This window comes from Caulobacter sp., from assembly GCF_039596335.1.
In the GTDB taxonomy this organism is placed as follows: domain Bacteria; phylum Pseudomonadota; class Alphaproteobacteria; order Caulobacterales; family Caulobacteraceae; genus Caulobacter.
This window is the reverse complement of sequence record NZ_JBCNJZ010000005.1, coordinates 80,904-104,618: the sequence shown is the minus strand read 5'-3', so window position 1 is coordinate 104,618 and position 23,715 is coordinate 80,904. Positions and strand designations below refer to the sequence as shown.

Annotated in this window: 13 protein-coding genes; 5 read left to right on the top strand and 8 right to left on the bottom strand. The window is 67.5% G+C overall.

All coding sequences use genetic code 11. The features are described from left to right. Nucleotides 1-85: 85 nt before the first annotated feature. The 5 genes from ABDW31_RS11915 to ABDW31_RS11895 form a co-directional block, all read right to left on the bottom strand. A complete protein-coding gene (locus ABDW31_RS11915; RefSeq protein WP_184718574.1) occupies nucleotides 86-661 on the bottom strand; it encodes an RNA polymerase sigma factor in 576 nt (191 codons plus the stop codon). A gap of 157 nt (nucleotides 662-818) precedes the next feature. Continuing rightward, a complete protein-coding gene (locus ABDW31_RS11910; RefSeq protein WP_184718572.1) occupies nucleotides 819-3,599 on the bottom strand; it encodes a TonB-dependent receptor in 2,781 nt (926 codons plus the stop codon). A 152-nt stretch (nucleotides 3,600-3,751) separates the two neighbouring features. After that, the gene (locus ABDW31_RS11905) at nucleotides 3,752-5,074 is read right to left on the bottom strand and encodes a hypothetical protein (protein WP_184718570.1); all 1,323 of its coding nucleotides are present in this window, start codon (nucleotides 5,072-5,074) and stop codon (nucleotides 3,752-3,754) included. 76 nt (nucleotides 5,075-5,150) lie between these two features. After that, nucleotides 5,151-8,207 carry a TonB-dependent receptor gene (locus ABDW31_RS11900; RefSeq protein ID WP_184718568.1) on the bottom strand — a complete coding sequence of 1,019 codons (3,057 nt, stop codon included), beginning with the start codon at nucleotides 8,205-8,207 and terminating at the stop codon, nucleotides 5,151-5,153. 49 nt (nucleotides 8,208-8,256) lie between these two features. Then, nucleotides 8,257-9,591: a dicarboxylate/amino acid:cation symporter gene (locus ABDW31_RS11895; RefSeq protein WP_343698881.1), complete on the bottom strand. Its 1,335-nt coding sequence runs from the start codon at nucleotides 9,589-9,591 to the stop codon at nucleotides 8,257-8,259. A gap of 246 nt (nucleotides 9,592-9,837) precedes the next feature. On the opposite strand from ABDW31_RS11895, the gene ABDW31_RS11890 reads away from it, so the two are divergent. Both ABDW31_RS11890 and ABDW31_RS11885 read left to right on the top strand, forming a co-directional pair. Continuing rightward, nucleotides 9,838-11,676 (top strand): ATP-binding protein, encoded by a 1,839-nt coding sequence (locus tag ABDW31_RS11890; RefSeq protein ID WP_184718564.1) that lies wholly within the window; start codon nucleotides 9,838-9,840, stop codon nucleotides 11,674-11,676. Continuing rightward, nucleotides 11,676-13,028 (top strand): sigma-54 dependent transcriptional regulator, encoded by a 1,353-nt coding sequence (locus ABDW31_RS11885; protein ID WP_184718562.1) that lies wholly within the window; start codon nucleotides 11,676-11,678, stop codon nucleotides 13,026-13,028. Before ABDW31_RS11890 ends, ABDW31_RS11885 begins: the two co-directional genes overlap by 1 nt. Here the strand turns inward: ABDW31_RS11885 and ABDW31_RS11880 are convergent. From ABDW31_RS11880 to ABDW31_RS11870, 3 genes are all read right to left on the bottom strand, one after another. Further along, on the bottom strand, nucleotides 13,025-14,005 hold the full coding sequence (locus ABDW31_RS11880) for an alpha/beta hydrolase (protein WP_184718560.1): 981 nt from the start codon (nucleotides 14,003-14,005) through the stop codon (nucleotides 13,025-13,027). The genes ABDW31_RS11885 and ABDW31_RS11880 overlap by 4 nt on opposite strands. Nucleotides 14,006-14,065: 60 nt before the next feature. After that, a complete protein-coding gene (locus tag ABDW31_RS11875) occupies nucleotides 14,066-17,179 on the bottom strand; it encodes a sugar-binding domain-containing protein (protein WP_184718558.1) in 3,114 nt (1,037 codons plus the stop codon). Nucleotides 17,180-17,288: 109 nt separating this feature from the next. After that, the gene (locus ABDW31_RS11870; RefSeq protein ID WP_184718556.1) at nucleotides 17,289-20,066 is read right to left on the bottom strand and encodes a TonB-dependent receptor; all 2,778 of its coding nucleotides are present in this window, start codon (nucleotides 20,064-20,066) and stop codon (nucleotides 17,289-17,291) included. Nucleotides 20,067-20,375: 309 nt separating this feature from the next. On the opposite strand from ABDW31_RS11870, the gene ABDW31_RS11865 reads away from it, so the two are divergent. From ABDW31_RS11865 to ABDW31_RS11855, 3 genes are all read left to right on the top strand, one after another. Next, complete coding sequence (locus tag ABDW31_RS11865; protein WP_221444659.1) at nucleotides 20,376-21,656, top strand: family 43 glycosylhydrolase; 1,281 nt, start codon at nucleotides 20,376-20,378, stop codon at nucleotides 21,654-21,656. Nucleotides 21,657-21,750: 94 nt separating this feature from the next. Then, on the top strand, nucleotides 21,751-22,404 hold the full coding sequence (locus ABDW31_RS11860) for a hypothetical protein (protein ID WP_184718554.1): 654 nt from the start codon (nucleotides 21,751-21,753) through the stop codon (nucleotides 22,402-22,404). A 12-nt stretch (nucleotides 22,405-22,416) separates the two neighbouring features. Continuing rightward, nucleotides 22,417-23,421, top strand: a complete 1,005-nt coding sequence (locus tag ABDW31_RS11855) for a hypothetical protein (RefSeq protein ID WP_184718552.1) — start codon at nucleotides 22,417-22,419, stop codon at nucleotides 23,419-23,421. Nucleotides 23,422-23,715: the final 294 nt, after the last annotated feature.

The window sequence follows — 23,715 nt, the reverse complement described above, 5'->3', positions numbered from 1 at the left end:
GCGGCGGAAGTCCTCTTGCGTCCGACGGCTCGGCGCGTCTTGCCCCGCCGTCTCAGAAGCCACAACGATCCAGCAGCGCGAGACCTCAGTCATGCCGCGCTTTCTTCAGCTGTCGCAGCGCCTCAGCGATATGCTTTTCGACCATACTGACCGACACGCCCAGGCGGTCGGCGATCTGGCGATAGGTGTTGGCCTCGAACCGGTGCAGGAGGAAGGCGTCGCGGGTCTTCGGCGGCAAGGCGCGGATCACGGCGGCGGCGGCGGCCAAATCCTGGCGGCCGATCAGCCGCTGGTCGGCGGCCGGCGTTTCGCTGGCGATGGCGTGCGGGCCGGCGTCCAGGTCGTGAATGTCGTCGACGCTGCGGCGCGTCTTTTCCCGGCGACCGGATTTCCAGCCGTCCAGCTGCAGATTGCGGGCGATGACGAACAGCAGCGGCCGCGCATCGGGCGCGGTCAGGTCGTGGCCGGCGCGATGAAAGCGGACGAAAGCCTCCTGGACGACGTCCTCGACCTCCCCTGCCCGATCACGACGCTGGAGATAGGCGATCACGTCGCGGCGCAGAGTGGCTGCCACAGCGTCGGCGCGCACAACGCCGCCACGCTCCGCGCGCTCGGGAACCGCGAACGTCCCCGGGGCCGCGGCGTGAAGCCGCGTTCCCATGCTCGACCCTGGCGCCAAATGCCTCTTCGCCTTCATGGGTCGCAGCCATCGCCGAAAAGCGTGACACTTTTTCTGGCGAGCAACGGGCGACCAAAAAGAACCCAAAAAGAACAGGGACGGCCGGCTTTCGCCGACCGTCCCGTTGTCAGTTTACGGATTAGAAGTTCAGGCGCAGGCCCAGGCTGAAACGACGACCTGACTTCTCGTCCATGGTCGGGAACGAGGGATCCATCGTGTAGCCCTTGGTGCGGGCGTCGGTGATGTTGATGCCTTCCAGGCTGACCTGGACGTTCTCGTTGATGTTGTAGCTGACCGACATGTCGGCCTGACCATAGGCCTCGCGCCAGATCGGATACATCTCGTAGCCGATGCTTTCGACGTACTTGCCCTTGTTGTTGTACGAGACGCGGGCCTGGAACTTGGCGTTCTCGTAGAACAGGGTGACGTTGTAGGCCTTCTCGGCCAGGCCCGGCAGCGGCATCTTAGCATTGATCAGCGACTGGCCGTTCAGCGAGCTGTCCAGGATCGTGTAGTTGGCGTTGATCCCGAAGCCCTTGGCGGGCTCCCAGAACAGGCCGAACGGCACGATCGCCACCATTTCGACGCCGGTGGCCTTGCTGGTCCCCGCGACGTTGATCGGCTGATAGACGTCGAAGTCGTAGACGCCGTCGATCGTGCCGTTGGCGTTGTACTTGGTGACGTTCGGCACCGTGCCCGTCAGGGCTTGGCGGATCACGCCTTCAAGCTTCTTGTTGAAGTACGAGACCGCCAGCAGGCCGCCTTCCGGCAGGTACTTCTCGAGACCGATTTCCCACTGCTCGGCAAAGATCGGCTTCAGGTTCGGGTTGCCGTCGGTGAAGCGGAACGAGTTCCAGCTGGCCGTGCGCTTGTAGGCCAGGTCGGTCAGGCCCGGACGCATCAGGGTCTTCGACGCGGCGCCGCGCAGTACGATGCTGTCGGTCAGTTCGGCGGTGAAGTTCACGCTGGGTAGCAGCTTGTTGTAGCTGCCGTCGCTGGACACCGGCTCGGGGGTGTAGGTCGTGCCGCCGGTCGGGGTCTGGATCTGGTGATAGCCCGACGAGGTCACCGCGGTGTCGACGTAGCGGACGCCGCCATTGATCGCCACCGGCACCGGACCGACGTCGAAGCCCAGGTCGGCCATGGCGTAAAGGCTCTTCACCTCTTCCGACACTTCATAGAAGTCGCCCGGCGTGAACGGCGTCGAGAAGCCGGCGTAGCGGAAGGTCTTGCGCGCGTATTCGTTCGAGATCTGGCTCCAGGTGATGTCGCGGATGCTGTACTTGCCGCCCGGCACCAGCTGATCGATCGGCGTCAGCGGGCTGTCGGACATCTTGCGGGTGTTGAGCCAGGCGGTGCTGCCGGCGCTCGGGCCCTGGATGTTCAGGGCGCCGTATTGACGCTCCTTCGACCGGTCGGTGTAGCGGGCGCCGACTTGAACGCTCTTCAAGGCCGGGAAGAAGCTCAGCGCGAAGTCCTTGGTAAAGTCCAGCTGGGCCGCATACTTGTCGTCCTGGATCTTCTCGACATTAGTCTCATAGGCCTCGAACAGGTACGAGGCGGGGCTGTTGTACATGTCGATCGAGGCCGGGTTGGCGCTCTTGACGGTCTCGCCGCCCTTTTCCGTCCAGCGGGTGCGCGACGGAGCGTAGGCCACGTGCTTGAGGTTGGAGAAGTCGATCGTCTTCTCGGCGCCCGAATAGCCGGCCAGACCGTGCAGGACCCAGCTGTCGCCGCGCCAGTTGAACTCGGTGCCGAACTGGGCGTAGTCGGTCTTGCTGATCCGCTCCTTGCTCAGCATTTCGTGCTGGGTGGCGGTATAGGAGACGTCTCGCAGAACGACGATGCCGTAGTCCGACAGCGTCTCCTTGTCGTAGCTGTGGATGGTCTCGAACGTGCTGCGGCTGGAGGCCGAATAGGCCGCCGCGTCATACTCGTCCTCGGTGCTGTCGAAGCCGCCGACCATGGCGTCGAAGGCGATGTCGAAATTGGCCGAGGGCTTGTACTGCAGCGCCGCCGTGCCGCCCCACTGGTCCTGGGTGTTCAGATAGGCGCGGTCGCCGACCTTGTCCTGGAAGATGATGCGGCCGGTCTGGTCGCGGTTGCGGACGTCGCTGACGACAACGCCGGCGTCGCGCGCCAGCACCGAGACGGCCTGGGACGCGCGCGTCCCGCCGGCTTCCAGGAAGCGGAACGCCGGGCGGAAGTTGATGCCCGAGTTGCTGTCGGTGCGGTTGGTGCGGCGCGCGGCCGAGAACGACACCAGGCCGCCCCAGTCGCCCCACGTGTCGCTGGCCAGGAACGAGACCTTCGGGTCGCTCTTCTTCGAGATCGAGTTGTAGGCGCCCTCGGCCGAGGCGACCAGCTTGCGGCCGCTATAGTCGAACGGACGGGCCGTAGAGATATAGACTGAACCGGCGATGCCGCCCTCTTCGTCCGAGGCGCGGGGCGACTTCTGGACGGTGACCTGCTGGATCACTTCCGACGCGAAGATGTCGAACTCGACGTCACGGCCGCCGCCGCTCGAGGCCGTGGCGGTGCCCAGATTGTTGATGGTGACGAAGGTGTATTCGCTGGGCAGGCCGCGAACGCTGACTCGGCCGCCCAGGCCCTTGTTGCGCTCGATGGTGACGCCCGGCATGCGCTGCAGCGCCTCGGCCAGGTTCTGCTCGGGGAAGTTGGCGACGTCGGTGGCGACGATCGAGTCCGAGAAGCCCGTGGTCTCGCGCTTCATGTCCACGGCCTTCTGCAGGCTGCGACGATAGCTGCCGGTGACGACGATCTCTTCGATCGACTCGTCTTGCGGCGCGGCGACCTGGGCGTGGGCGCCCGTGGCGGCGAACAGGCCGATGGCGGCGCAGCTGGTCATCAGCCAGGCCGTTTGGCGCGCGCGGCGGGCCTTCGTGTTGAGTTCGATCATCGCTATCCCCAGTGTCGTTGTTGCGACGGCGGGGAGCCGAACGATCTCGCTCAGCCCACGCCCCTGACGCCCTCAACGACGCGGCAGGGGGAGGCCTCAGCGCGGCCCGTTTGATTTCATCAAAACTTCACGTCCGGGGGATGAACGGTGGATCAAAGCCCCGGCTTGGCCCGCGGATAGCTGCGGCTGGACAGCGGCGCGGGTCGGTAGTCGACCTTGAAGTGGCAGGCCTCACCATAGGTCTCGACCGCCTTCGCACAGCCGGCGGCCAGAGAGGTCGGGCTTGGCTTTTCACCCTGCTCGATCCAGGCGGTCATGGCTCGGAACAGGGCGGCATATTCCGGCGTCGCCAGCTTGGAGTGCTCGCTCTCGTCGGTGAACGACTGGACCAGCAGGTCGCTCTTGCCGGCCTTGGCGACGGTGTCGTGCAGCACCTGCTCCAGCTCGACGAAGGCGGTCGGGTCGTCGATGGCGTGCATCGTCAGTGTCGGAACCGTCAGCTTGCCGGTCAGGTCGCTGTCCTCGGACAGGCGGCGCACGCCCACCGGGTCGGCCTTGAAGCGCGGCACGCCCTTGTTCAGCGCCTTGTCGTCGTCCGAGCCCTTGTAGGTCACGCCGACATTGGTGAACGGGTTCGCCCCGCCCAGCCGCTTGTTGACCATGTCGGCGAAGGTGAAGGTCGCCCAGTTCAGGTGGTTGTCCAGGGTCCGCTCGGGGATCCTGGTCACCGCCAGGATGTTGGCCAGCTTGCGCGCCTGCTCAGGGCTGCGCTGGGCAGCCGGCAGGTTGAAGCCGGTGCAGGCGTTGAGGCGTTCTTCCAACTGCTTGTTGGTCAGCTTGGAGCTGACCGGCTGGCCTTGCCACAGCGGGTACTGGACCTCATCCTTGGCCGGATGGTTGCCGCAGTAGAACTGGTAGACGGCCCGCAGGTCGGCGCGGAAGTCGTAAGCCCGCGTGCCACCCGAGACCACGCCGTTGGTCAGGATGACGCCGTCATAGACCGGCTTGCCGTCCGCGCCCTGGCCATAGAGCTCGGCCGTCTTGGCCGCGACGTTGCCGCCCCACGACTGGCCATGCAGCAGGGTGCGCTTGGGTCGGCCATAGGTGGTCCAGAACAGCCTACGCAGATTGTCGCTGTCCTCGGCCGCCGAGCGTACGCCGAAGCCCTCGCGGCGGTAGTTCGAACCGGCCCAGGCAAAGCCCTCGGCCACGGTGACGGCGAAGCGCTGCAGGTCCTCGATGGCGTCGTCGGGCTTTGGCGTCTTCAGGCGCGGGCCGCCGTGCGTGTGGACGACCAGGCTGCCGTTCCAGACCTTAGGAATGGCGATCCAGTAATAGGCGCCGTTCGGGTCCTGGCCGGCCAGGCATTGGGTCTCGGCCGGCAGCCCCTCCGGACAGGTCTTCGGCGCGGGCGCCTGCGCGTGGGCGGCCGTGGCGACCATCAGACCCAGAGCCGCCGAGAGAAGCTTGATCACCTGCGAGACCTCATCACGCGAGAAGAGAAAGGGGCCGGCCGCCCCAGGGAGACAGGAGCGGCCGGCCAACTCGGCGTCAGAACGACTTGCTGACGCTCATGTACCAGTAGCGGGCATAGGGGTTGTAGAGCGAGCCGATGAAGCCCCCTGACGACAGCGGCGGATCCTTGTCGAACAGGTTGCGCGCCCCCACGCGGATACGGGTGTCGTTGGCCCAGCCCTTTTGCTCGAAGCGGTACTGGCCATACAGATTGACCGTGGTCAGGGGCTGCACGCGCCAGGGCTCGCCGGCTGTGGACAGCAGGTCGGTGTCCAGCACCGAGCCGGTATAGATCACCGAGGCCCCGACCTGGAACGGACCGCCGCGCCAGGTGGCGTTGCCGCTCCACTTCCACTTCGGCTTGCCGTTGCGCTTGAGCAGATCGCCCGGATCAGTCAGCGGCGTGGCGCGGTTGATCGTGCCGGCGGCGCGGGCGGCGAACAGCTCGGCGATGGGCGGGGCCAGCTCCTGCGAATACTTGTCCATGTAGGTGCCGTCGACATTGACCGTGAAACGGCCGGCGTTCTCGGTGCGCAGGGACCAGTTCAGGCCGAAGTCGATGCCGCTGACGGTCTGGGGCTGCAGGTTCTTGAACTGGTCTCGGATCTCCAGGATCTGGCCGACCGGGGTCAGGCCCGTGCCCGCGAACGCCGCAACGTCATCCACGGTCGGCGCCGAGCGGATCACGGCCGGATTGTTCGTGCCGCCCAGGCGCGCCAGGTAGTCCTGGATGGCGATGTTGGTCGAGCCCAGCGTGCCGACGATGCCTTCCTGCTTGATCTGCCAGCGGTCGACCGTGAGCGTGAAGCGGCCGAATTGCTCGGGGATGAAGGTCGGCTGCAGCACGACGCCCACCGAATAGTTCTCGCTCTCCTCGGCCTTCAGGTCAGGGTTGCCAGCCGTGGTGAAGCGGATGCCCACGCCGCGCGTACAGGCGGTGAAGTTCGCGATGCGGCCGGCGCGCAAGTCGGCCTCGCAGCGATAGTAGTCGGTGACCGTGTTGGTCCGCGAGTAGTTGAAGGGGTTGGTGGTCTCCAGGTTCGGGGCGCGGAAGCCCTGCTGCCAGGAGCCGCGGAGCCGCACGCCGTCGACCACGTCCCAGGCAAACGCGATCTTCGGCTTCGCGACCGAACCGAAGTCGCTGTAGTTCTCGAAACGGCCGGCCAGCTGCAGGTCGATGCGGCGCACCAGCGGGATGCTCATCTCCGGCGAGACCAGCGGCACGGCGAATTCGAGGAAGGCCGAGCCGACATCGCGCGAGCCCTTGGTGCTGGGCGTGTCGTTGACGCCGGTGACGTTGCTGGCCGAGCGGTTGCCGGTCACCGGATCAGTAAACGGCGTACGGCCGTCCAACATCGGATCGCGGCGGTCTTCTTGCGTCTCGTGGCGGAACTCGACGCCGGCGGCGACGCCGACCGGACCGGCCCAGATATTGATCAGGTCGGGCTTGGAGACCTTGAAGTCGGCCAGGGTCAGGGTGGTGGTCGAGTGGCGCTTCAGGCGGAAGCGGATGGCGTCCAGCGCGGCCTTCGAGCTGGGCGTGCAGTCGCCGCCGCCCGTGCCGTCCAGGCAGCCGCCATTGAAGGGATTGTAGGCGTCGGGGGTCGACAGGGCCAGCGAGGCGGCCAGCTTCTGGCTGTCGATGCCGTCGCTCTCGTCCTTGGCGTCGGCCTTGGAGTACAGCAGCGCCGAGTCCCAGGACCAGCCCCACGTCTCGCCCCTCAGCCCGCCCAGGAAGCGGGTCTGGTAGTTCTCGACCTCGACCTTGTTGGGACCCAGGTCGTTGAAGCGATAGTTGGTGAAGGTCACCGGCAGGCCGGCGGCCGGCACGTTGGTCAGGTTCGCCAGGCGGTTGGGGTTGGCCTGGCCGTTGGCGAAGGTCACCGGGCCAAAGGGGTTCCAGTAGTTGCTGGCCGGCACGCCGATCACCACCAGGCTGGTGCCCTGGGTGGTCAGGGCCTCGGAGGTGGCGTGGTAGAAGCCGACCTCGCCATAGGCCGTCAGGGTGTCGCTGATGTCGTAGTGACCGTTCAGGAACAGGTTCTGGCGCTTGATCTCCGGCGCCACCGTAGTCGCGTCGTTCTGGGGCGCGTTGTAGCGATAGGCGTTGGCGGTGCTGCCGGTGGCCAGGTTGCCCGTCCCCAGGCACAGGCCGTTGCCCAGCTGGGCCGCGCAGCCGGCGATGGTGTTGGGCTGGACGTGGGTCGCGCCCGCCGCCGAGGTCAGGGCCGTCGTGCCCTGGCGGATCACGCCGGGACCGCCGAACACCGTGAAATTGGCGAACGAGTTCTGGTTGCCGCGGTTGTCCGGCGCGGCGCTGACGGCGTACTCCGGATAGCCGGCGAACAGCGGGCGCAGGTCCTGGGTGGCGGTATAGGGCCGGTCGCTGGGGCGCTGGGCCGTACGCCAGGTGAAGTTGGCGTTGACCGAGATGTTGCCCCGCCCTTCGGCGAAGTTGCGTCCGGCGAAGATGTTGCTGCTATATTCCTTGCGGTGCGTGCCCTCGGCCCAGCCGTACTGGGCGTCCATCGACAGGCCGTCGAAATTGCTCTTCAGCACGGTGTTGACCACGCCGGCCACGGCGTCCGAACCGTAGATGGCCGCGGCGCCGTCGCGCAGCACTTCCAGGCGGTCCAGGTTCGAGGTCGGGATGGCGTTGGCGTTGAAGCCCAGCAGCGGCACGGTGCCCGATGACTGGCTGGTCGGGTGCGAGACCAGGCGGCGGCCGTTCAACAGCACCAGGGTGTTGCCGACGCCCAGACTGCGCAGGTTGATCGAGTTGACGTCGCCGCGCGTGGAGTTGCTGGTCTGCGGGCTGTTGCTGGGATTGATGAAGACATCGCCCATCTGCGGGATCGAGCGGAACAGGTCATCGCCCGAGACCGCGCCGGTGGCGGCGATCGCGCTCTCGTCCAGCACCGTGACCGGCAGGGCCGCCGTGGTCTTAGCGCCCTTGATCTGGGTGCCGACGACGACGACTTCCTCGACGCTGTTGGCGTCCTGGGCGGCGGCGCCGGTGGCGATCAGGATGGCGGCCAGGGCCGCGCCCTGAGCCAGCCGGCGGCGATAACCGCGAAGGCTTTGGTAGTTCATGTTTCAGCTCCCCAATATTTCTTATTTTACGGGTCTTTAGGGTCCGGCGCTAAGGGCGCGCTGGATCCGGTAGTGGTCCATCCGACGGCGGCGGCGGCGCCTTGCCGGGATTGAGCGCCGCCTTCAGCGCGTCGGCATCCAGGCCGCGCTCCCAGCGCGAGACGACGATGGCGGCGACGGCGTTGCCGATGAAATTGGTCAGGGCCCGGCACTCGCTCATGAAGCGGTCGACGCCCAGGATCAGGGCCATGCCGGCCACTGGCACCGAAGGCACCACCGACAGGGTTGCGGCCAGGGTGATGAAGCCGGCGCCGGTGACACCCGCCGCGCCCTTGCTGCTCAGCATGGCCACGCCCAGCAGCAGCGCCTGCTGCTCCCACGACAGGTGCACGCCGGTGGCCTGGGCGATGAACAGCGCCGCCAGGGTCATGTAGATGTTGGTGCCGTCCAGATTGAATGAGTAGCCCAGCGGGACCACCAGGCCGACGACCGACTTCGGGCAACCGGCCTTCTCCAGCTTCTCGATCAGGCTGGGCAAGGCCGCCTCCGAGGAGCTGGTGCCCAGCACCAGCAGCAGTTCGGCCTTCAGGTAGCGGATCAGGCTGAAGATCGAGAAGCCATTGGCCCAGCCGACCGCGCCCAGCACCACAATCACGAACAGGATCGAGGTCAGGTAGAAGGTCCCGACCAGCATGGCCAGGTTGGCGATCGAGGCGATGCCGTACTTGCCGATCGTGAAGGCGAAGGCCCCGAAGGCGCCGATCGGGGCGGCCTTCATAACGATGTGCACGAACTTGAAGAAGGCCTGGGCGATGCGCTCCAGCATATCGACGACCGGCTCGCCGGCCTCGCCGATCAGGGTCAGCGACAGGCCAAACAGGATCGAGATCAGCAGCACCTGCAGGATCTCGCCGTCGGCGAACGCGCCCACCACCGTGTTTGGGATGATGTGCATCAGGAAGCCGACGGTCGTCTGGTCGTGGGCCTTGGCCGCATACTCGGCGACCTTGTCAGTCTTGAGGGTGGCGGGATCGATGTTCATGCCCGCGCCCGGCTGGACGACATTGGCGACGACGAGGCCGACCACCAGGGCCAGGGTCGAGAAGACCAGGAAGTAGCCCAGGGCCTTCAGCGCCACGCGGCCGACCTTCTCCAGGTCCCGCATCCCGGCGATGCCGGTGACTACGGTCAGGAAGATCACCGGCGCGATGACCATCTTCACCAGCTTGATGAAGGCGTCGCCCAGCGGCTTCAGGGCCTGGCCGGTGTCGGGTGCGAAATGGCCGATGGCGCCGCCCAGCACGATGGCGACCAGCACCTGGAAGTACAGGTGGCGGTAGAACGGCAAGGGACGCGCCGGAACGGCCGGTTGGATCGTCTGCACTCAGAGCCTCTTCACCTGGTCCCGAGGGACCGCATTTCCACCCTGCGTCCCTTTGCCGGGACGCCTGGATAGACGATCCTTGTCAGGAGGAAGCCGCGCAAGCGGTCCCGGAAAAAGCTGCAAGACCTTGGTTTACCTGTCGATTTCCATCACCGACGTGATCCGCCCGCGAGACGCCGGAGCGAATATCCCCACGCCGGATGCGCGATCTGTGCGAAAATCCGCACAGATCATGGAAAGGTGCTCATGACCCCGTCGCGCTGGCCGACTCTCAGCGACCCCGCCGTCCGGCATTGGGCGGTGTTCCTGGCTGCCGGCCTGGTGCTGCTGGCCGCTCTGGTGGGCTTCGCCGGCGCGATGGCCGAGCGCCGGGCGACGGCGGACCTGGCGCGCCAGGCCCAGGCCTCGGCGACCCTGCACGCGGCGGTGCTGCGCAGCGAACTGGCCAAGCACCGCTCCCTGCCCTTCGTGCTGGCCCAGGACCCGGACGTCGCCGAACTGCTGCGCGCACGCGATCCGCGCGGCGTCGAGGCGATGAACCACAAGCTGGAAACCTTGAGCGGCGGCACTCGCGCGGCGGTGATCTATCTGCTGAACGCCAAGGGCATGGCCTTGGCCGCCAGCAACTGGCGCGAACCGACCAGCTTCGTCGGCTCCGACTACAGCTTCCGACCCTACTTCAAGGAGGCCCAGGCCGACGGGACGGCCGAGCTGTTCGCGCTGGGCACGGTCAGCCGCCGGCCGGGCCTGTTCATATCAAAGCGCATCGACGGCCCCGAGGGCGTACTGGGCGTGGTGGTGGTCAAGGTCGAGTTCGACGCGCTGGAGGCCGAATGGTCCGCCGCCGAGCCGGCCTTCGCCGCCGACGCCCGGGGCGTGATCATGGTCACCTCGATCCCGGCCTGGCGCTTCTCGACCCTGACGCCCCTGCCCCGCGCCGAACAGGCCCGCCTGCACGCCGAGCATCGCTTCGGCGACGCGCCGTTCGCCTTGCTGAAAACCTCGCCCATGTTGCGCGCCGGCCGCGCGCCGACCCTGACGAGCGTTTCGCCGCCGGGCCAGGACGAGAACCGCTTCATCGCCGCCAGCGCGGAACTGGGGGCCGTGGACTGGACCGTCTACACCCTGACCCCGGTCGGCGCGCCGCTGCGCACGGCCGTGGCGGGGGCGCGGGCCATCGCCGTGCTGATCGGCCTCGTCGCCTGCGCCATCGCCGCGGCCCTGCTGCGCTGGCGGGGTCAGTCCAGCATCCGCGCCGCCCGCCAGGAGGCGGCGCGCCTGGAGCTAGAGGCCCGCGTCCAGGAACGCACCGCCGAACTGCGCAAGAGCAACAAGCGCCTGACCGTCGAGATGGAAGAGCGCCGCCGCGCCGAGGCCCACGTCCACCGGATGCAAGACGAGCTGATCCAGTCCAACAAGCTGGCGACCCTGGGCCAGATCGCTGCCGGCGTGGCCCACGAGATCAACCAGCCGGTGGCCGCCATCCGTGCCTATGCCGACAACGCCGCCGTCTTCCTGGAGCGGGCCGACGACAAGACCGCCAAGGCCAATCTCGGCCTGATCGCCGGCCTGACCGATCGCATCGGCCTGATCACCGACGAACTACGCGCCTTCGCCCGGAAGTCCAGCGCCCCGCCAGCCCCCGTGGTGGTGCGCGAGGCCATCGACGGCGCCCTGCTGCTGGTCGGCCCGCGCCTGCGCCAGCAGGGCGTCAGCGTCATCCGCAGCGAGGCCGATGAAGCCGCGCCCGCGATGGCCGAGCGCTTCCGGCTGGAGCAGGTGCTGGTCAACCTGCTGCAGAACGCCGTCGAGGCGATGGAGGGCCAGCCCGATCCGGAGATCCGCATCCAGGTCTCGATCAAGCGCTCGCAGGTGCGGATCCTGGTCGCCGACAACGGCCCCGGCGTCGCGCCCGAGGCCGCCAAGACCCTGTTCACGCCGTTCGCCACCACCAAGACCCGCGGCCTGGGTCTGGGCCTGGTGATCAGCCGCGACATCGTCGCCGAGTTCGGCGGCGAGCTTTCCCTGGAGCCCGGCCCCGGCGGGGCCCGCTTCGTCCTGTCCCTGCCCAAGGCGCGTTCGTAATGCCGATCACCGTCAACCAGGTCGCCTTTATCGACGACGATGACATCCTGCGCGACGCCAACGTCCAGACCCTTCAGCTGGCCGGTTTCGAGGTCGCGGCCTTCGCCTCGGCCGAGGCGGCGCTGGCCGCCCTGTCCGAACGTTTCGCCGGCGTGGTGGTCAGCGACATCCGCATGCCGCGCATGGATGGCCGCCAGCTGTTCCGCCGCCTGCAGGAGCAGGATCCCGACCTGCCCGTGCTGCTGATCACGGGCCACGCCGACGTCACCGAGGCGGTCGAGGCGATGCACGACGGCGTCTACGACTTCGTGGCCAAGCCCTATGCGCCCGAGCGGCTGGTCAGCAGTATCCGGCGCGCGATGGAGAAGCGGCGGCTGGTGCTGGAGAACCGCGAGCTGCGTCGTCTCTCGGTCGAGGCCCAGGGCGACTGGCCGCTGATCGGCCAGACGGCGGTGATGGAGCGCCTGCGCGCCACCCTGCGCCAGCTGGCCAATGCGGACGTCGACGTGCTGCTGGAGGGCGAGACCGGAGTGGGCAAGGAGCTGGCCGCCCGCGCTTTGCACGCCTGGGGCCGCCGGCGGGATCGCGAGTTCGTCGCCGTCGACTGCGCCGCCCTGCCCGCCCAGGCCCTGGACAGCGAGCTGTTCGGCCACGAGCTAGGCGCGTTCAGCGGCGCCATGCGCCAGCGCGCGGGCCGCATCCAACAGGCCGACCGCGGCACCCTGTTCCTGGACGAGATCGAGACCCTGGCCCCCGAGGCCCAGGGCAAGTTCCTGCGGGTGCTGGAGGAGCGCGAGGTCACGCCGCTGGGGGCCAGCCGCGCCCACACCCTGGACCTGAGGGTGATCGCCGCCGCCAAGGGCGACCTGGGCGAGGCCGTCGCGGCGGGGACCTTCCGCGAGGACCTGTTTCATCGCCTGGACGTCGTGCGGGTGCGCATCCCGCCGCTGCGCGAGCGGCGCGAGGACGTGCCGCTGCTGTTCGCCCACTTCCTGGCCCGCGCCTGCGAGCGGCTGAACGGCCCGCAGCCGGTGATCGGCGACCAGGTCCGCTGGCGGCTGCACGACCACGACTGGCCCGGCAATGTGCGCGAGCTCAGCCACTACGCCCAGCGCGTGGCCCTGGGCCTGGCCGACCAGGCGAGCCAGGCCGAACCCGGCGGTCCCGCGCCCCTGCCCGCCCGGGTGGCGACCTATGAGGCGCGCCTGATCGAGGAGGCCCTGGCCGGCGCCGAGGGCGACGTTCGCAAGGCGCTGGAGGTGCTGGGGATCCCGCGCAAGACCTTCTACGACAAGGTCGAACGCCACGGCATCGACCTGGCCAAACACCGCAAGCGCACCCGCGGCGCCTAGGGCTTGGTCGCCTTGTAGCGCGCGTCCAGGAAGGTGGCGATCTCGCCGACCAGCGGCGTGAACCAAGGCTCCAGCAGCCAGAACGGATGCGGCGTGCCGGCCGGCAGGTCCTGGACCTCCGCGGCCAGGCCCAGGGCCTGCAGCCGCGCCGCCATCTCCACCCGTCCCGGCAGGATCGGCGACTTGCCGTTGGTGGCGAAGAACAGCGACGGCGCGCTGGCCGGGCTGACATAGGTCAGCGGCGAGGCGGCGAACCAGGTCTCGCGACGCTGCACATAGTTGCCGCCCAGGAAGCGCGAGGTCGCGCCCTGGCGCTTCTGCTCCTGGGCGATCAGGGCCGCGTCGGGGAAGCTGGCCGCGCCGTCGATGTCGACCATGGCCTGGACGGCGCTGGCCTTGGCGTCGAACGCTGCCCCGTCCTCCAGGCTGGCCACGCCGTTGCTGGCGCCGACCAGGGCGGCCAGATGTCCGCCGGCCGAGCCGCCGGCGATGGCGATGAAGTCGGGATCGATGTCGAACCGCTTCGCGTTGGCGCGCACCCAGCGCACGGCCGCCTTCACGTCATGGACCGCGCCCGGGAAGCGTCCGCTGGCGCCCAGGCGATAGCTGACGGGAATGGCGATAAAGCCTCGGGCGGCCAAGGCCTTGGCCAGACCTCTTTCCATCTGGCGTGTACCGGACTCCCAGCCACCGCCGTGCAGGATCAGAACCGCCGGACGCGGGCCCGCCGCGCTGGGGCGATAGATGTCCAGCCGCAGAACCTCAGCGCCGCGCCGGAGGTACTCGACGTCCTCGCTGGCCTTGATCGCGCCGGCCGGCGGATCGGCTGGCACCGAGACGGCGATGCCCGCCGTTCGCATCTCGCCCAGCACGCGCTCGACCGTGAACGGCGCCGGAGCGCTGCTCTGGGCGGAGGCCGCGCCGGCCGTGGCCAGCAACAACAGGGACAGCGACAGACCCGCGATACGCGCTTGCAAGAACCACCTCATGAAAGGAAGGGCGTAGAGGGCCTTATACCCTTGGCGACCGCGACCGGCCTAGGTCGCGATCAGCCAGCGCACCGCGTTGTTCAGGAAACGGTCCTGCATCGGTCCGGCCAGGTCGGGCATGCGGTGGAACAGGATGCGCGCCCGGTCCTTGCGGATCGTGAAGCACGCCGCGCCGTTGCGGCGGTCATGGTCGCGACTGTAACCGGCCATGACCTCGATCCCGTCGCCATCGACGACCAAGCCATTGGAGGCGTGGCTGTCGATCTGGTGCAGGACGCCGGCGGCCTGGTCGACCGGCAGACCGTCGAACAGGGCGTGGGCGCGCAGGTAGTTCCAGTTGCCCATCCACGGCGCGCGGGTGGTGCCGACCTCGCCGTCGAACTTGAGCAGGCCGGCCTTGGCCAGCTGCTGGGCCGCGCCGCGCGCCAGACCGTCTTCCGGGACCATGGCCAGGAACGGCGTGCCGGCGACGGCGGCGTCGATGATCACCTGCGGGACCTCGCCGACGGCGACGATCGTGCCCTGGCCGCGGCGAGGACGGATCTCCAGCCCGGTCTGCTCGCCCACTTGGCGACGCGCGATCTCGTCGGCCTTCAGGCCTGAGGAGACGATCAGGTCGTATTTCACGCCCGGCTTGAAGTCCTCGACCGTCACGCCTGGCATACGGGCCAGGCGCTCGCGGAAGGACTGGGCCACGCGGTCGACGCCGATCCGCACCTTGCGCGGCAGTGCCGGTCCGGCCGCGACCACCCAGGCGGCGCGCTGGAACGTCGCCTCGGGACGGCTGTCCAGCTCGACCTCGAACCTGTGCAGCCCTGGCGCCGTGAACGCTGGCGCCATCACCTTCTCGGCCAGCAGATAGGCGAACTGATCCGGGGTCTGGGCCGGAGCGGGATAGGTCTGCACCAGCGTCTTGCGGCCGCTCGGGTCGACCACCGAGACACGGACGGTCCCGCCGACGGCCTCTGGCGTGTCGTTGAACAGCCAGATGTCCAACTCGGCCTGCTCGCCGACCGCGAAGGCCAGCTTGCGCTGCTTGGCGATGGCGCGGACCGGCAGCAGGCTGCCCTTGATCACCGCCGGATCGCCCTTGGGCAGGCGCAGGTTGTCGACCAGGCCGGCGTGGTTGTCGATCGCCGTGGTCTCCCAGCCGGCGATGCAGGCGATGTCGACGCTCTCGCCCAGCCGGATGTTCTCCATGTAGTTCTGCCAGGCGTCGAACTGCTTCTGGCCCAGCGACGCGAACAGATGGTCGGCCGTCGGGAAGGCCTGTCGGAAGCCCCACTTGTCCAGGAAGGCGTCCGTGCCCTTCAGGATCTCCTCGTGGTCCTCGCGGTCGTAGGACGCGCCGGCCGGGGCCTTGGCGATCTCGGCCAGCATGCGGCCGTGGTGATCAGGGACGGCGGTGGCCTCCATCTCGCCGAACTCCACGATGAAGGGCTTGCCCTTCTGCATGTGGATGTATTCGTCCTTGGACTTGTAGAACTTGTCGTACCACTGGTCGCCGGCGCCCTGGTGATCGACCCACCAGCCGCCCCACTGGTCCTTGTCGGAACTGTAGTAGCGGTCGCTGTAGGGCAGATACATCGCCTGGCAGTTGCCGCGCACGACATAGCCGTCGTTCAGGATCACCGCCCGGCTGGGGTCGGCGTCGTGGATCAGCTTCAGCGCGATCTGGATGTCGGGATTGCTCATCTCGACGCCGATCTCGTTCTGCAGCGTCCAGTGCATCAGCGAGGGGTGCGAGCGGAACGCCTTGACCATGGCCACGCACTTCTCGCGCATGAACTCCCGGCCGAACGCCTCGGCCGGCGTGGGCGCGACGCCCGGCTTGGCCGGCACGAAGATGGCGTGCTTGCCGCCGCCCGGCTCCATCACCCGCAGCAGGCCCTGGCGATCGCCGACCTCCATGACCTCAGGCTTGCCGACGTTGCGGTGGAAGTGCAGGCAGTTGAGGCCCATGGCCTGGGCCGCATCGACCTCGCGCTTGGCCAGTTCCGGGGTCGGGAACATGCCGTTCAGGCCCCAATAGCCCCAGGAGATCGAGGAATAGAGCCGGATGCGGCGGCCGTTCAGGCGCAGCATGGCGTCGGTCCCGATGCCCTCGGGCGAGAACCAGCGGAAGCCGAAGGTGACGGTCCGCTCGTCGCCGCCCCAGCGGAAGCGCAGGCGATAGAGCTTGGGCGTGGCCATGTCCCACAGCTGCGCCTGCGGGGCCTCGACCTGGAAGACGGCGCGGGCGGTCTTGCCCTCCACGGTCAGGGTCTTGATCTGCACATCGCCCGGAACCGGCTTGCCGTCGGCGTCCAGCAGTTCGACCTGCGGCTTGTGCTTCAACGCCGCGGCGGAGGCGACGGCCTTGTCCAGCACCAACTCGGCGTGGGCGGTGACGGTCTTGGGCTGCGGCGTGTTCAGCACCCAGGCGTCGCTGATGCGGGCGTCCAGCGGGTGCAGGGTCAGCGTCATCCCGCGATCCAGGCCGCCGAAGCCGTGCGAGCTGAACAGCAGCACGCCGCCCCAGTCGAACTGGGCCGAGTCCCGCCAGTCCAGCCGCCCGCCCGGATTGGTGATGCGGATGGCCAGCTCATTGGCCCGGCCCGGTCGCATGGCCGCGGTCAGGTCGCATTCGAACGGCAGCTCCGACATGATCGAATAGCCGACCAGCTTGCGGTTCAGATAGACCTCGGCCCGCAGGCGGGCGCCGCGCACATGCAGGATGACCCGCTTGCCGCGGGCGTTGGCGGGGATGTCCAGGCTGCGATGCCACCACGAGACGCCCTCGTAGGCGCCGAACTGCGGGACGGTGTCCTCGTCGGCGAAACGATACTCCTCGGTGGTGTAGGGCTGCTTGCCGAACGCCCCCCAGAGGTACTGTTCGACCGTCGCCGGCAGGGTCACCGACAGCTGGTCCTTGGAGGTCAGGGCCGCATCCCAGCCCCCGGTCGGCGGGTTGACCGGCAGCTTGGCCAGGTCGACCTGCGAGGGCAGGAAGATCTTGTCCTCGGCGAAGGTCGCGGCGCGGTCGATCCACATCCGCCAGCCCTGGTCGGGCACGTCGATCGCGATGGCGTCCTGGCGCGGCGCGGCCATGGCGTTGACGGCGGACAGCGCCAGCACCCCGGCGCCGGACGCGCCCATGAAGTCACGGCGGTTCAGTCCCATAAGCCCTACCCTTTGAATTCAAGCTGCGAGGCGGCGGCCGCCTCCTGGTTCCCACGTCCCGAAAAAGTCGCCGGACGGCCAGCGGCCGCCCGGCATAGGGAGGGTGGCCTTAGAACTGGTACCGAAGGCCGACGAAGAACTGCCGGCCGGTGTGCGAGTACACGCTCATGCGATTGCTGGAGTCGACGTACTGGTCGTTGATCTCGTCGCTGAGATTGATGCCCTCGAAGGTCAGCTTCAGCTTGTCCGTCACGTTGTACGAGGCGGACATGTCGAAGTTGGTCGTCGAGTTCGTACCCTGGACGTCGTTGCCCTCGCTGCCCGGGACTTGGGTCAGGTAGCCCTGGCGATACGCGACCGAGCCGCGGATGCTGAAGCGCTCGGTCTCATAGTAGAGCGTGGCGTTGGCCGCGTGCTTGGACAGGCCCACCAGCGTCTGGTTGACGGTCGGCGCGCCCGGGGTCGTCGAGGTCAGGTACTCCATGTCGGAGTCGACATAGGTGTAGTTGGTCTGGACGCCGAAATTCTTCAGGAAACCCGGCAGGAAGTCGAAGTTCTTCTGCAGATTGACCTCGAAGCCCTTCAGCTCGCCGCCGGCGGTGTTGACCGGCTGGCTGACCAGGAAGAGCTCGCTCCCCTGCACGCCCGTGCCGTCCAGCAGCGCCGAAGGCAGGCCCAGCTGATTGAACGGGATGTCCTGGCGCAGCGACTGAACGAAGGTGCTGATGTTCTTGTAGAACAGGCCCACGGCCACGACTGAGCCGTTGTCCGGGTACCATTCGAACGACAGGTCCAGGTTCTTGGACTCCGTCGGCTTGATGTCGGGATTGCCGCGCGAGAAGCTGCGGTTGCCGCCCTGGATCGAGATGTCACCGCCGGGCGACAGCGCCTGGATCGACGGACGCGCGATGGTCTTGGCCGCGGCGGCGCGGATCACGAACTGGTCGGTGACGTCGATCGCCAGGTTCGCCGAGGGCAGCAGGGTGTTGTACTTGCGCTCGGCCGTGACCAGCTCGATCGAGGAGCCGACGGCGGTGTAGCCGGTCGAGGCCTGGTCGGTCTTGACGTAACGCAGGCCGACGTCGCCGCGCATGGGCAGGCCGAACATCTCCTTGTTGTAGTCCAGCTGGGCGTAGAAGCCGGTGTTCTTCTCGGTGATCGTGCGGAATTCGCCGCGAGCCGAAGAGTTCTCGACGCCGGTCAGCTCGTAGATGCCGCAGTTGCAGTAGATGTTGTACTTGGAGATGAACTTGTTCAGGTCCGGCACGACCCAGCCCGTGGCGTTGCCGGCCGGCAGGTTCAGGTTGCGGCCAAAGCCGGAGAACACGGTCGAGACATCGGCCAGGTCGGCGGCGCTGAGCGTGTTGATCTGGGTCTCGCTGCGACGACGGCGGCCCTGGGATTCGTACTCGAACTCGCGGTAGTCGACGCCGGCCTTCAGCGACAGCGCCTCGTTCAGCTCATAGACGCCGAAGACCTTGCCGGACGTGAAGGTGTTGTCGACGGAGTTGGGGCGCAGGCGCACCTCGGACGTGCCGTTGGTCATCGACCAGTTGGCCGGATTGGTCGTGTCGAAGCCCTGGTTCAGCGTCGGCAGGCGCGAGGTGAAGTCCCAGGAATAGTTCTTCGAGTCGATCCGGTCGAAGGTGATGATCGTCGAGACCGGGTTGTTGAACTTCGAGCTGGCGTGGCCGACCGAGAAGCCGCCCTTCAGCTTGTCGGAGAAGTGGTGCTCGCCGGTCAGCGAGATCTGGCGGAACTTGGTCGACAGCTCGTCGTGCGCAGCCTGGGTGCGGATGTCGACATTGTCGAACACGCCCTTGATCAGGTTGCGGTTGGCGTCGACCGTGCCCGAGCGGATGATCGTCGCCGGCTTGCCTGCGCCGGTGCGGGTGAAGCTGAGATTGCCCAGGTTGAACTCGTCGCGCACGCCGTCCGAGGTCGAGGCCAGGACGTCCAGGGTCAGTAGGGTGTCGACCGTGGGACGGAACTGCAGCGAGCCGGTGATACCCAGACGCTCGGTGTTGAAGTCGTAGCGGATGTAGCCCGGCGTGCGGGGGTGGAATATCGCCTTGCTGGTGTCGGTCTCGTTGATCTGAGCCAGGGTCAGGCCATTGATCGTCGAGGCGGCGTTGAAGCCGCCGCTGGCGCCGCCGAACGCCCAGCGCGTGGTGTTGGCGCCCTCTTCAAACAGGTGGCGCTTTTCATAGGCCACCGAGACCAGGGCGCCGATCTTGCCGTCGGCCCAGGTCCGCGAGGCCAGGGCCGTGAACCGGGGCTTCACGTCGCGGGCTAGGTCGTTGTAGCTGCCCTGGGCGCTGATCACCAAAGTCGGCTTGCGGTAGTCGAACGGGCGGGCGGTATCCAGGTCGACCGTGGCGCCCAGCGAGCCCTCCTCGACATCGGCCGAGGCGGACTTGCGCACCGTCAGGCTGTTGAAGAGCTCGGACGCAAAGACGTTGAAGTCGAAGCCGCGGCTGCGGTTGGTGCCGCCGGAATTGTTGGTGCCGCCGGTGGTGGCCATGGCCTCCATGCCGTTGATGCGCACGCGGGTATATTCCGAACCCAGGCCGCGGACCGAGATCTGACGGCCCTCGCCATTGGCGCGGGTGATGGCCACGCCCGGGATGCGCTGCAGCGACTCCGCCAGGTTCAGGTCGGGGAAGTCGGCAATGTCCTCAGCCTTGATGGAGTCGGTGACGCCCTTGGCCAGGCGCTTGGCGGAAATGGCGTTGGCCAGACTGGCGCGATAGCCGGTGACGACCACTTCCTCGACGGCCGTATCGGCGGGCGACGTCGATTCCTGAGCCGACGCCATGCCGGCCGCCAGGCTCCATGCAATCGCCGAGATACTGGCGCACGTCATCAATCGCATTGAAGTATGCATGTTCGTTTCCCTTGCGCGCACCCTGCGATGCACGTCCCTAAGCGCCCTGCTTATTGCAGGTTATGTTACCGATAACATGACCATTACTCCGACAAGTCCATTTCCATTGCGGCATGGATCGTTGCCTAAACTGGAAAGATTGGACCCGATCTGAGTATCGATCGGGCGTTGCTTGGCCGATTGATGCAGAACGGGTCTCGTTCCATTTGATTTCTGACTTGGACCGCTTGTATCGCCGTCCATAGCGTGAGGTCGCGACGCCTTTAACGAGGAGCGGAAAACGCTCGTGGCGCGCCGGAGGAGACGATGATGGCCCACCCGCGTGATCCCGATCGCCGCGCGATGCTGTTCGGCGGCGCCGCCATCGGCACGGCCGCCCTCACCGGCGCAGCCCAAGCAAGCGGCGCCTTAACTCAGACTTTTCAAGAGAGCGGCGGCAAGCCCGCTACACCGGTCGAGGCCGACGACACCGGCCGCCCGACCGATCCGCCGCCGCCCGGCCACTACACCTATCGCGGCCGCAGCGGCCCCGGCGCGCCCGTCACGCCAGAGTCCGAACGCGGCGGCTGGGTCTCCAGCGAGGCCGCCGTCGCGCGCAAGGGCGTGCGTTACAAGGGCCCTGGCCCCGTGCCGTTCGACCCGCTGCCGTGGGAAAACTCGGACTCGGCCCGCGCAGTGACCCAGGGGCTGATCCCGCCCATCAAGCCGCTGTGGAACGTGCACATGCGCGACCCGATCATCTGCCTGGGCGGCGACGGCCACTACTACATGACCGGCACCACCGGCGATAACGTCTGGACCTTCAACGACGGCATCGAGCTGTGGCGCTCGCCCGACCTCAAGCGCTGGGACTATCTGGGCCTGGTCTGGAGCATCGAGAAGGACGGCGTCTGGGAGAAGCAGTGGCGCGTGCGCAAGGGCATGCCGTTCCGCGCCGTCTGGGCGCCCGAGATCCACTTCATCAAGGGCAACTACTATATCTGCCACTCGATCAGCCGTTCGGGGTTAGCCGTACTCAAGAGCACCACGGGCAAGGCCGAGGGTCCCTATGTCCACGCCTTCTCGCCCGAAGCGCCGCTGAAGAATGGTATCGACGCCACCCTGTTCGCCGATGACGACGGCGCGGTCTATTTGACCTATGGCGCGGGCGACGAGATGGTGCGGCTGAAGGACGACCTGTCCGGCTATGCCGACGTCTGGAAACCCATCCGCTTTGAAACGCCCGATCCCGATCCAACCCACCACAACAAGAAGTGCGTCCATCGCGGCTTCTCGGACGTCGGCTTCGAGGGCGTGACCATGTTCAAGCACGAGGGCCGCTACTATCTGGGCGTCGTCGACCGCTTCGACGGCCGCTACTCGTTCGCCCTCACCCACGCGGACAAACCGTTCGGCCCCTATCGCGGCCGCTACGAGAGCGTGCCCTGCGCCGGCGGCGGCAACTTCTTCCGCGACAAGGAAGGCCGCTGGTGGTGCACCCTGTTCGGCAACGACAACGAAACGCCCTTCCGAGAAATGCCCGGCATCGTTCCGGCCCGCATGGACGCGCAGGGCCGCCTCGTCACCGACCACGCGCCACGCCGGCTTTGACGGCTCACCCAACCCTGGCAGCTGGGCTGAAAAGGCCGCAACTCCAACCGACGCCACGCGTTCCAGCCCGGACTGCAAACGCGAGGGGCGGATCATGCATTTCCGGTGGATGGGCGCGGGCCTGCTCGTGCTTTTGGCGGCCTGCGCGCCCCGTCCCGAAGACCAGGCCCGACGCTCGATCGAAAGCGGCGAGGCCGTCCGCGAGATCCAGGCCCATTTCGACAAGGATCCCCGGCAGTGCACGCCCGTCCTGACCGGCGTCTCACCGATCGAGATCAGCGCCGACAGCCTGGACCTCAGGGGCGTCCGGGCGCTGCTCGACGCGGGCCTGTTGGAGCGGGACACCGGCGCGCCTGAAGGCCAGGTGCGTTTCAAGCCGACTGCGATGGCGCGTGCGGACTTTCGCGCACGCACGAATGCGCGCGGCAAGACCAGCGCCGAACTCTGCTACGCTCGACGCCAGATCACCCGGGCGTGGCCGGTCGGCGACGACGGCAAGATCCTGAACTTCGCCTACCGTCTGGTCGACAGCCCGGCCTGGGCGCGCGATCCCCGCCTGCAGGCGGCCTTCCCCTTCCTGGGCCCCGCCCTCTCGCAGGAGCTGGTCGCCACGGGCATCGTCCCCTTCCGCGATGGCCACTGGTTCCTGGATCTCGCCGATTCCGAAGCCTCGCTTCCTAGCCAACAGGAGGGCTTCTGGGCCTGCCCGGACGACCCAGCCGGGTCCGATCGCGGCTGCCGATCGTAAGGAGCCGCGGGCATGAACATCGTCGAGAGGGCCGCCTCGGGCCTTCCGAGCCGCCCCGCCGAGGCCTCCGTGCTTTGGCGGACGGTCATTCCAGGTGCGCGCGCCCATGGGCTCTGGATCGATCCGGACGGCGATCGTGTTCTCGTCAGCGATGGATGGGGCGTGGCGTTCTCGGCGCTGCGGTTGCGGGCGCTCAGCCTAGAGGACGGACGGGAGCTGACCTCCGTCAGGCTCGGTAACGCCCCACGGACCATGGCCCTGGAGACCCAGGGCGCATGGCTGGCCGCCACGGACACCAAGCTCTTTAGGCTCGACCGCAAGAGTTTGAAGGTCACCACGAAATGGACCACGCGGGTTCCGCGCTACAGCGACGATCTCGTCGTCGGGGGCGGCTACGCCCACACCGCCAACCACGCCGCCCCTGCACTGCACAGCATCGACCTTGAAACCGGAGCGGTGAAACGGCGTCTGCTGGAGAATGACGTGCGAGTCCACGCCTCGCGCGGACGCCTGATCGCCATCTGTGGCGACGGCGGCGTGTGGTCGGCGGACTTTGGCCTTGCGACCGCACCCAAGCGGATCGCTCAGGCGCCGCCGGTCTGCGCCACCGCCACGGACGGACACGGCGGCCTCTGGCTCTCGCTGGGGCAAGGCTTGGTGCGCGAGCCCAGCAAGGTCTTCAGGGCAGAGCCTACGCCCTGGCTGGGCGTTGTCGCGGACGCCGCGTTCAACGACCTCCTCTCCGTCGACCTGGGCGCGCTCTTCTGGGACTTCGCCGTCTCGTCGGACGCCCGCAGGATAAGCGTCATCACCGTGGCCCCTCGCGGCGAGAAAAACGCCGTCGCGTCGTTCCGGACGTCCAACTACGACTGCGAGGGCTGGCTAAGGGCGCCGGCGGGCTTCGAGGTCCAACGGGTGAGTCCCGACCGAAAACTCGGCTTCGCTACAAAGCCGCTCGACGGCGAAGACGTCAGCGCCGTGGAATTGATCTGCTTCGGCCTGTCGCGGGCGGGCTGACGTTCCCCTTCAATATCAATACCCTACGCCGAGGGCTCATCGATGAAGCAAGGTTGCTGAGCGCCTGAAGCGGCAACCGACCGCAACAAATTTCTCGATAGAAATCAGAGATTTGCGGGGGATGGCGGAGACGGGGCCATTAAAATCCCCGTCCCGCTTGGCTGCGACGCCCCTTCTCCGGGGGTGTGCCGTTGACACACCGTGCCAAGGCACGTCGATGGCACACCTCTGGCACACTACCCAACTCAGAGCGGAGGCCGCCTTGAGTTGACATCCGCAGAGCCGCCATTTATT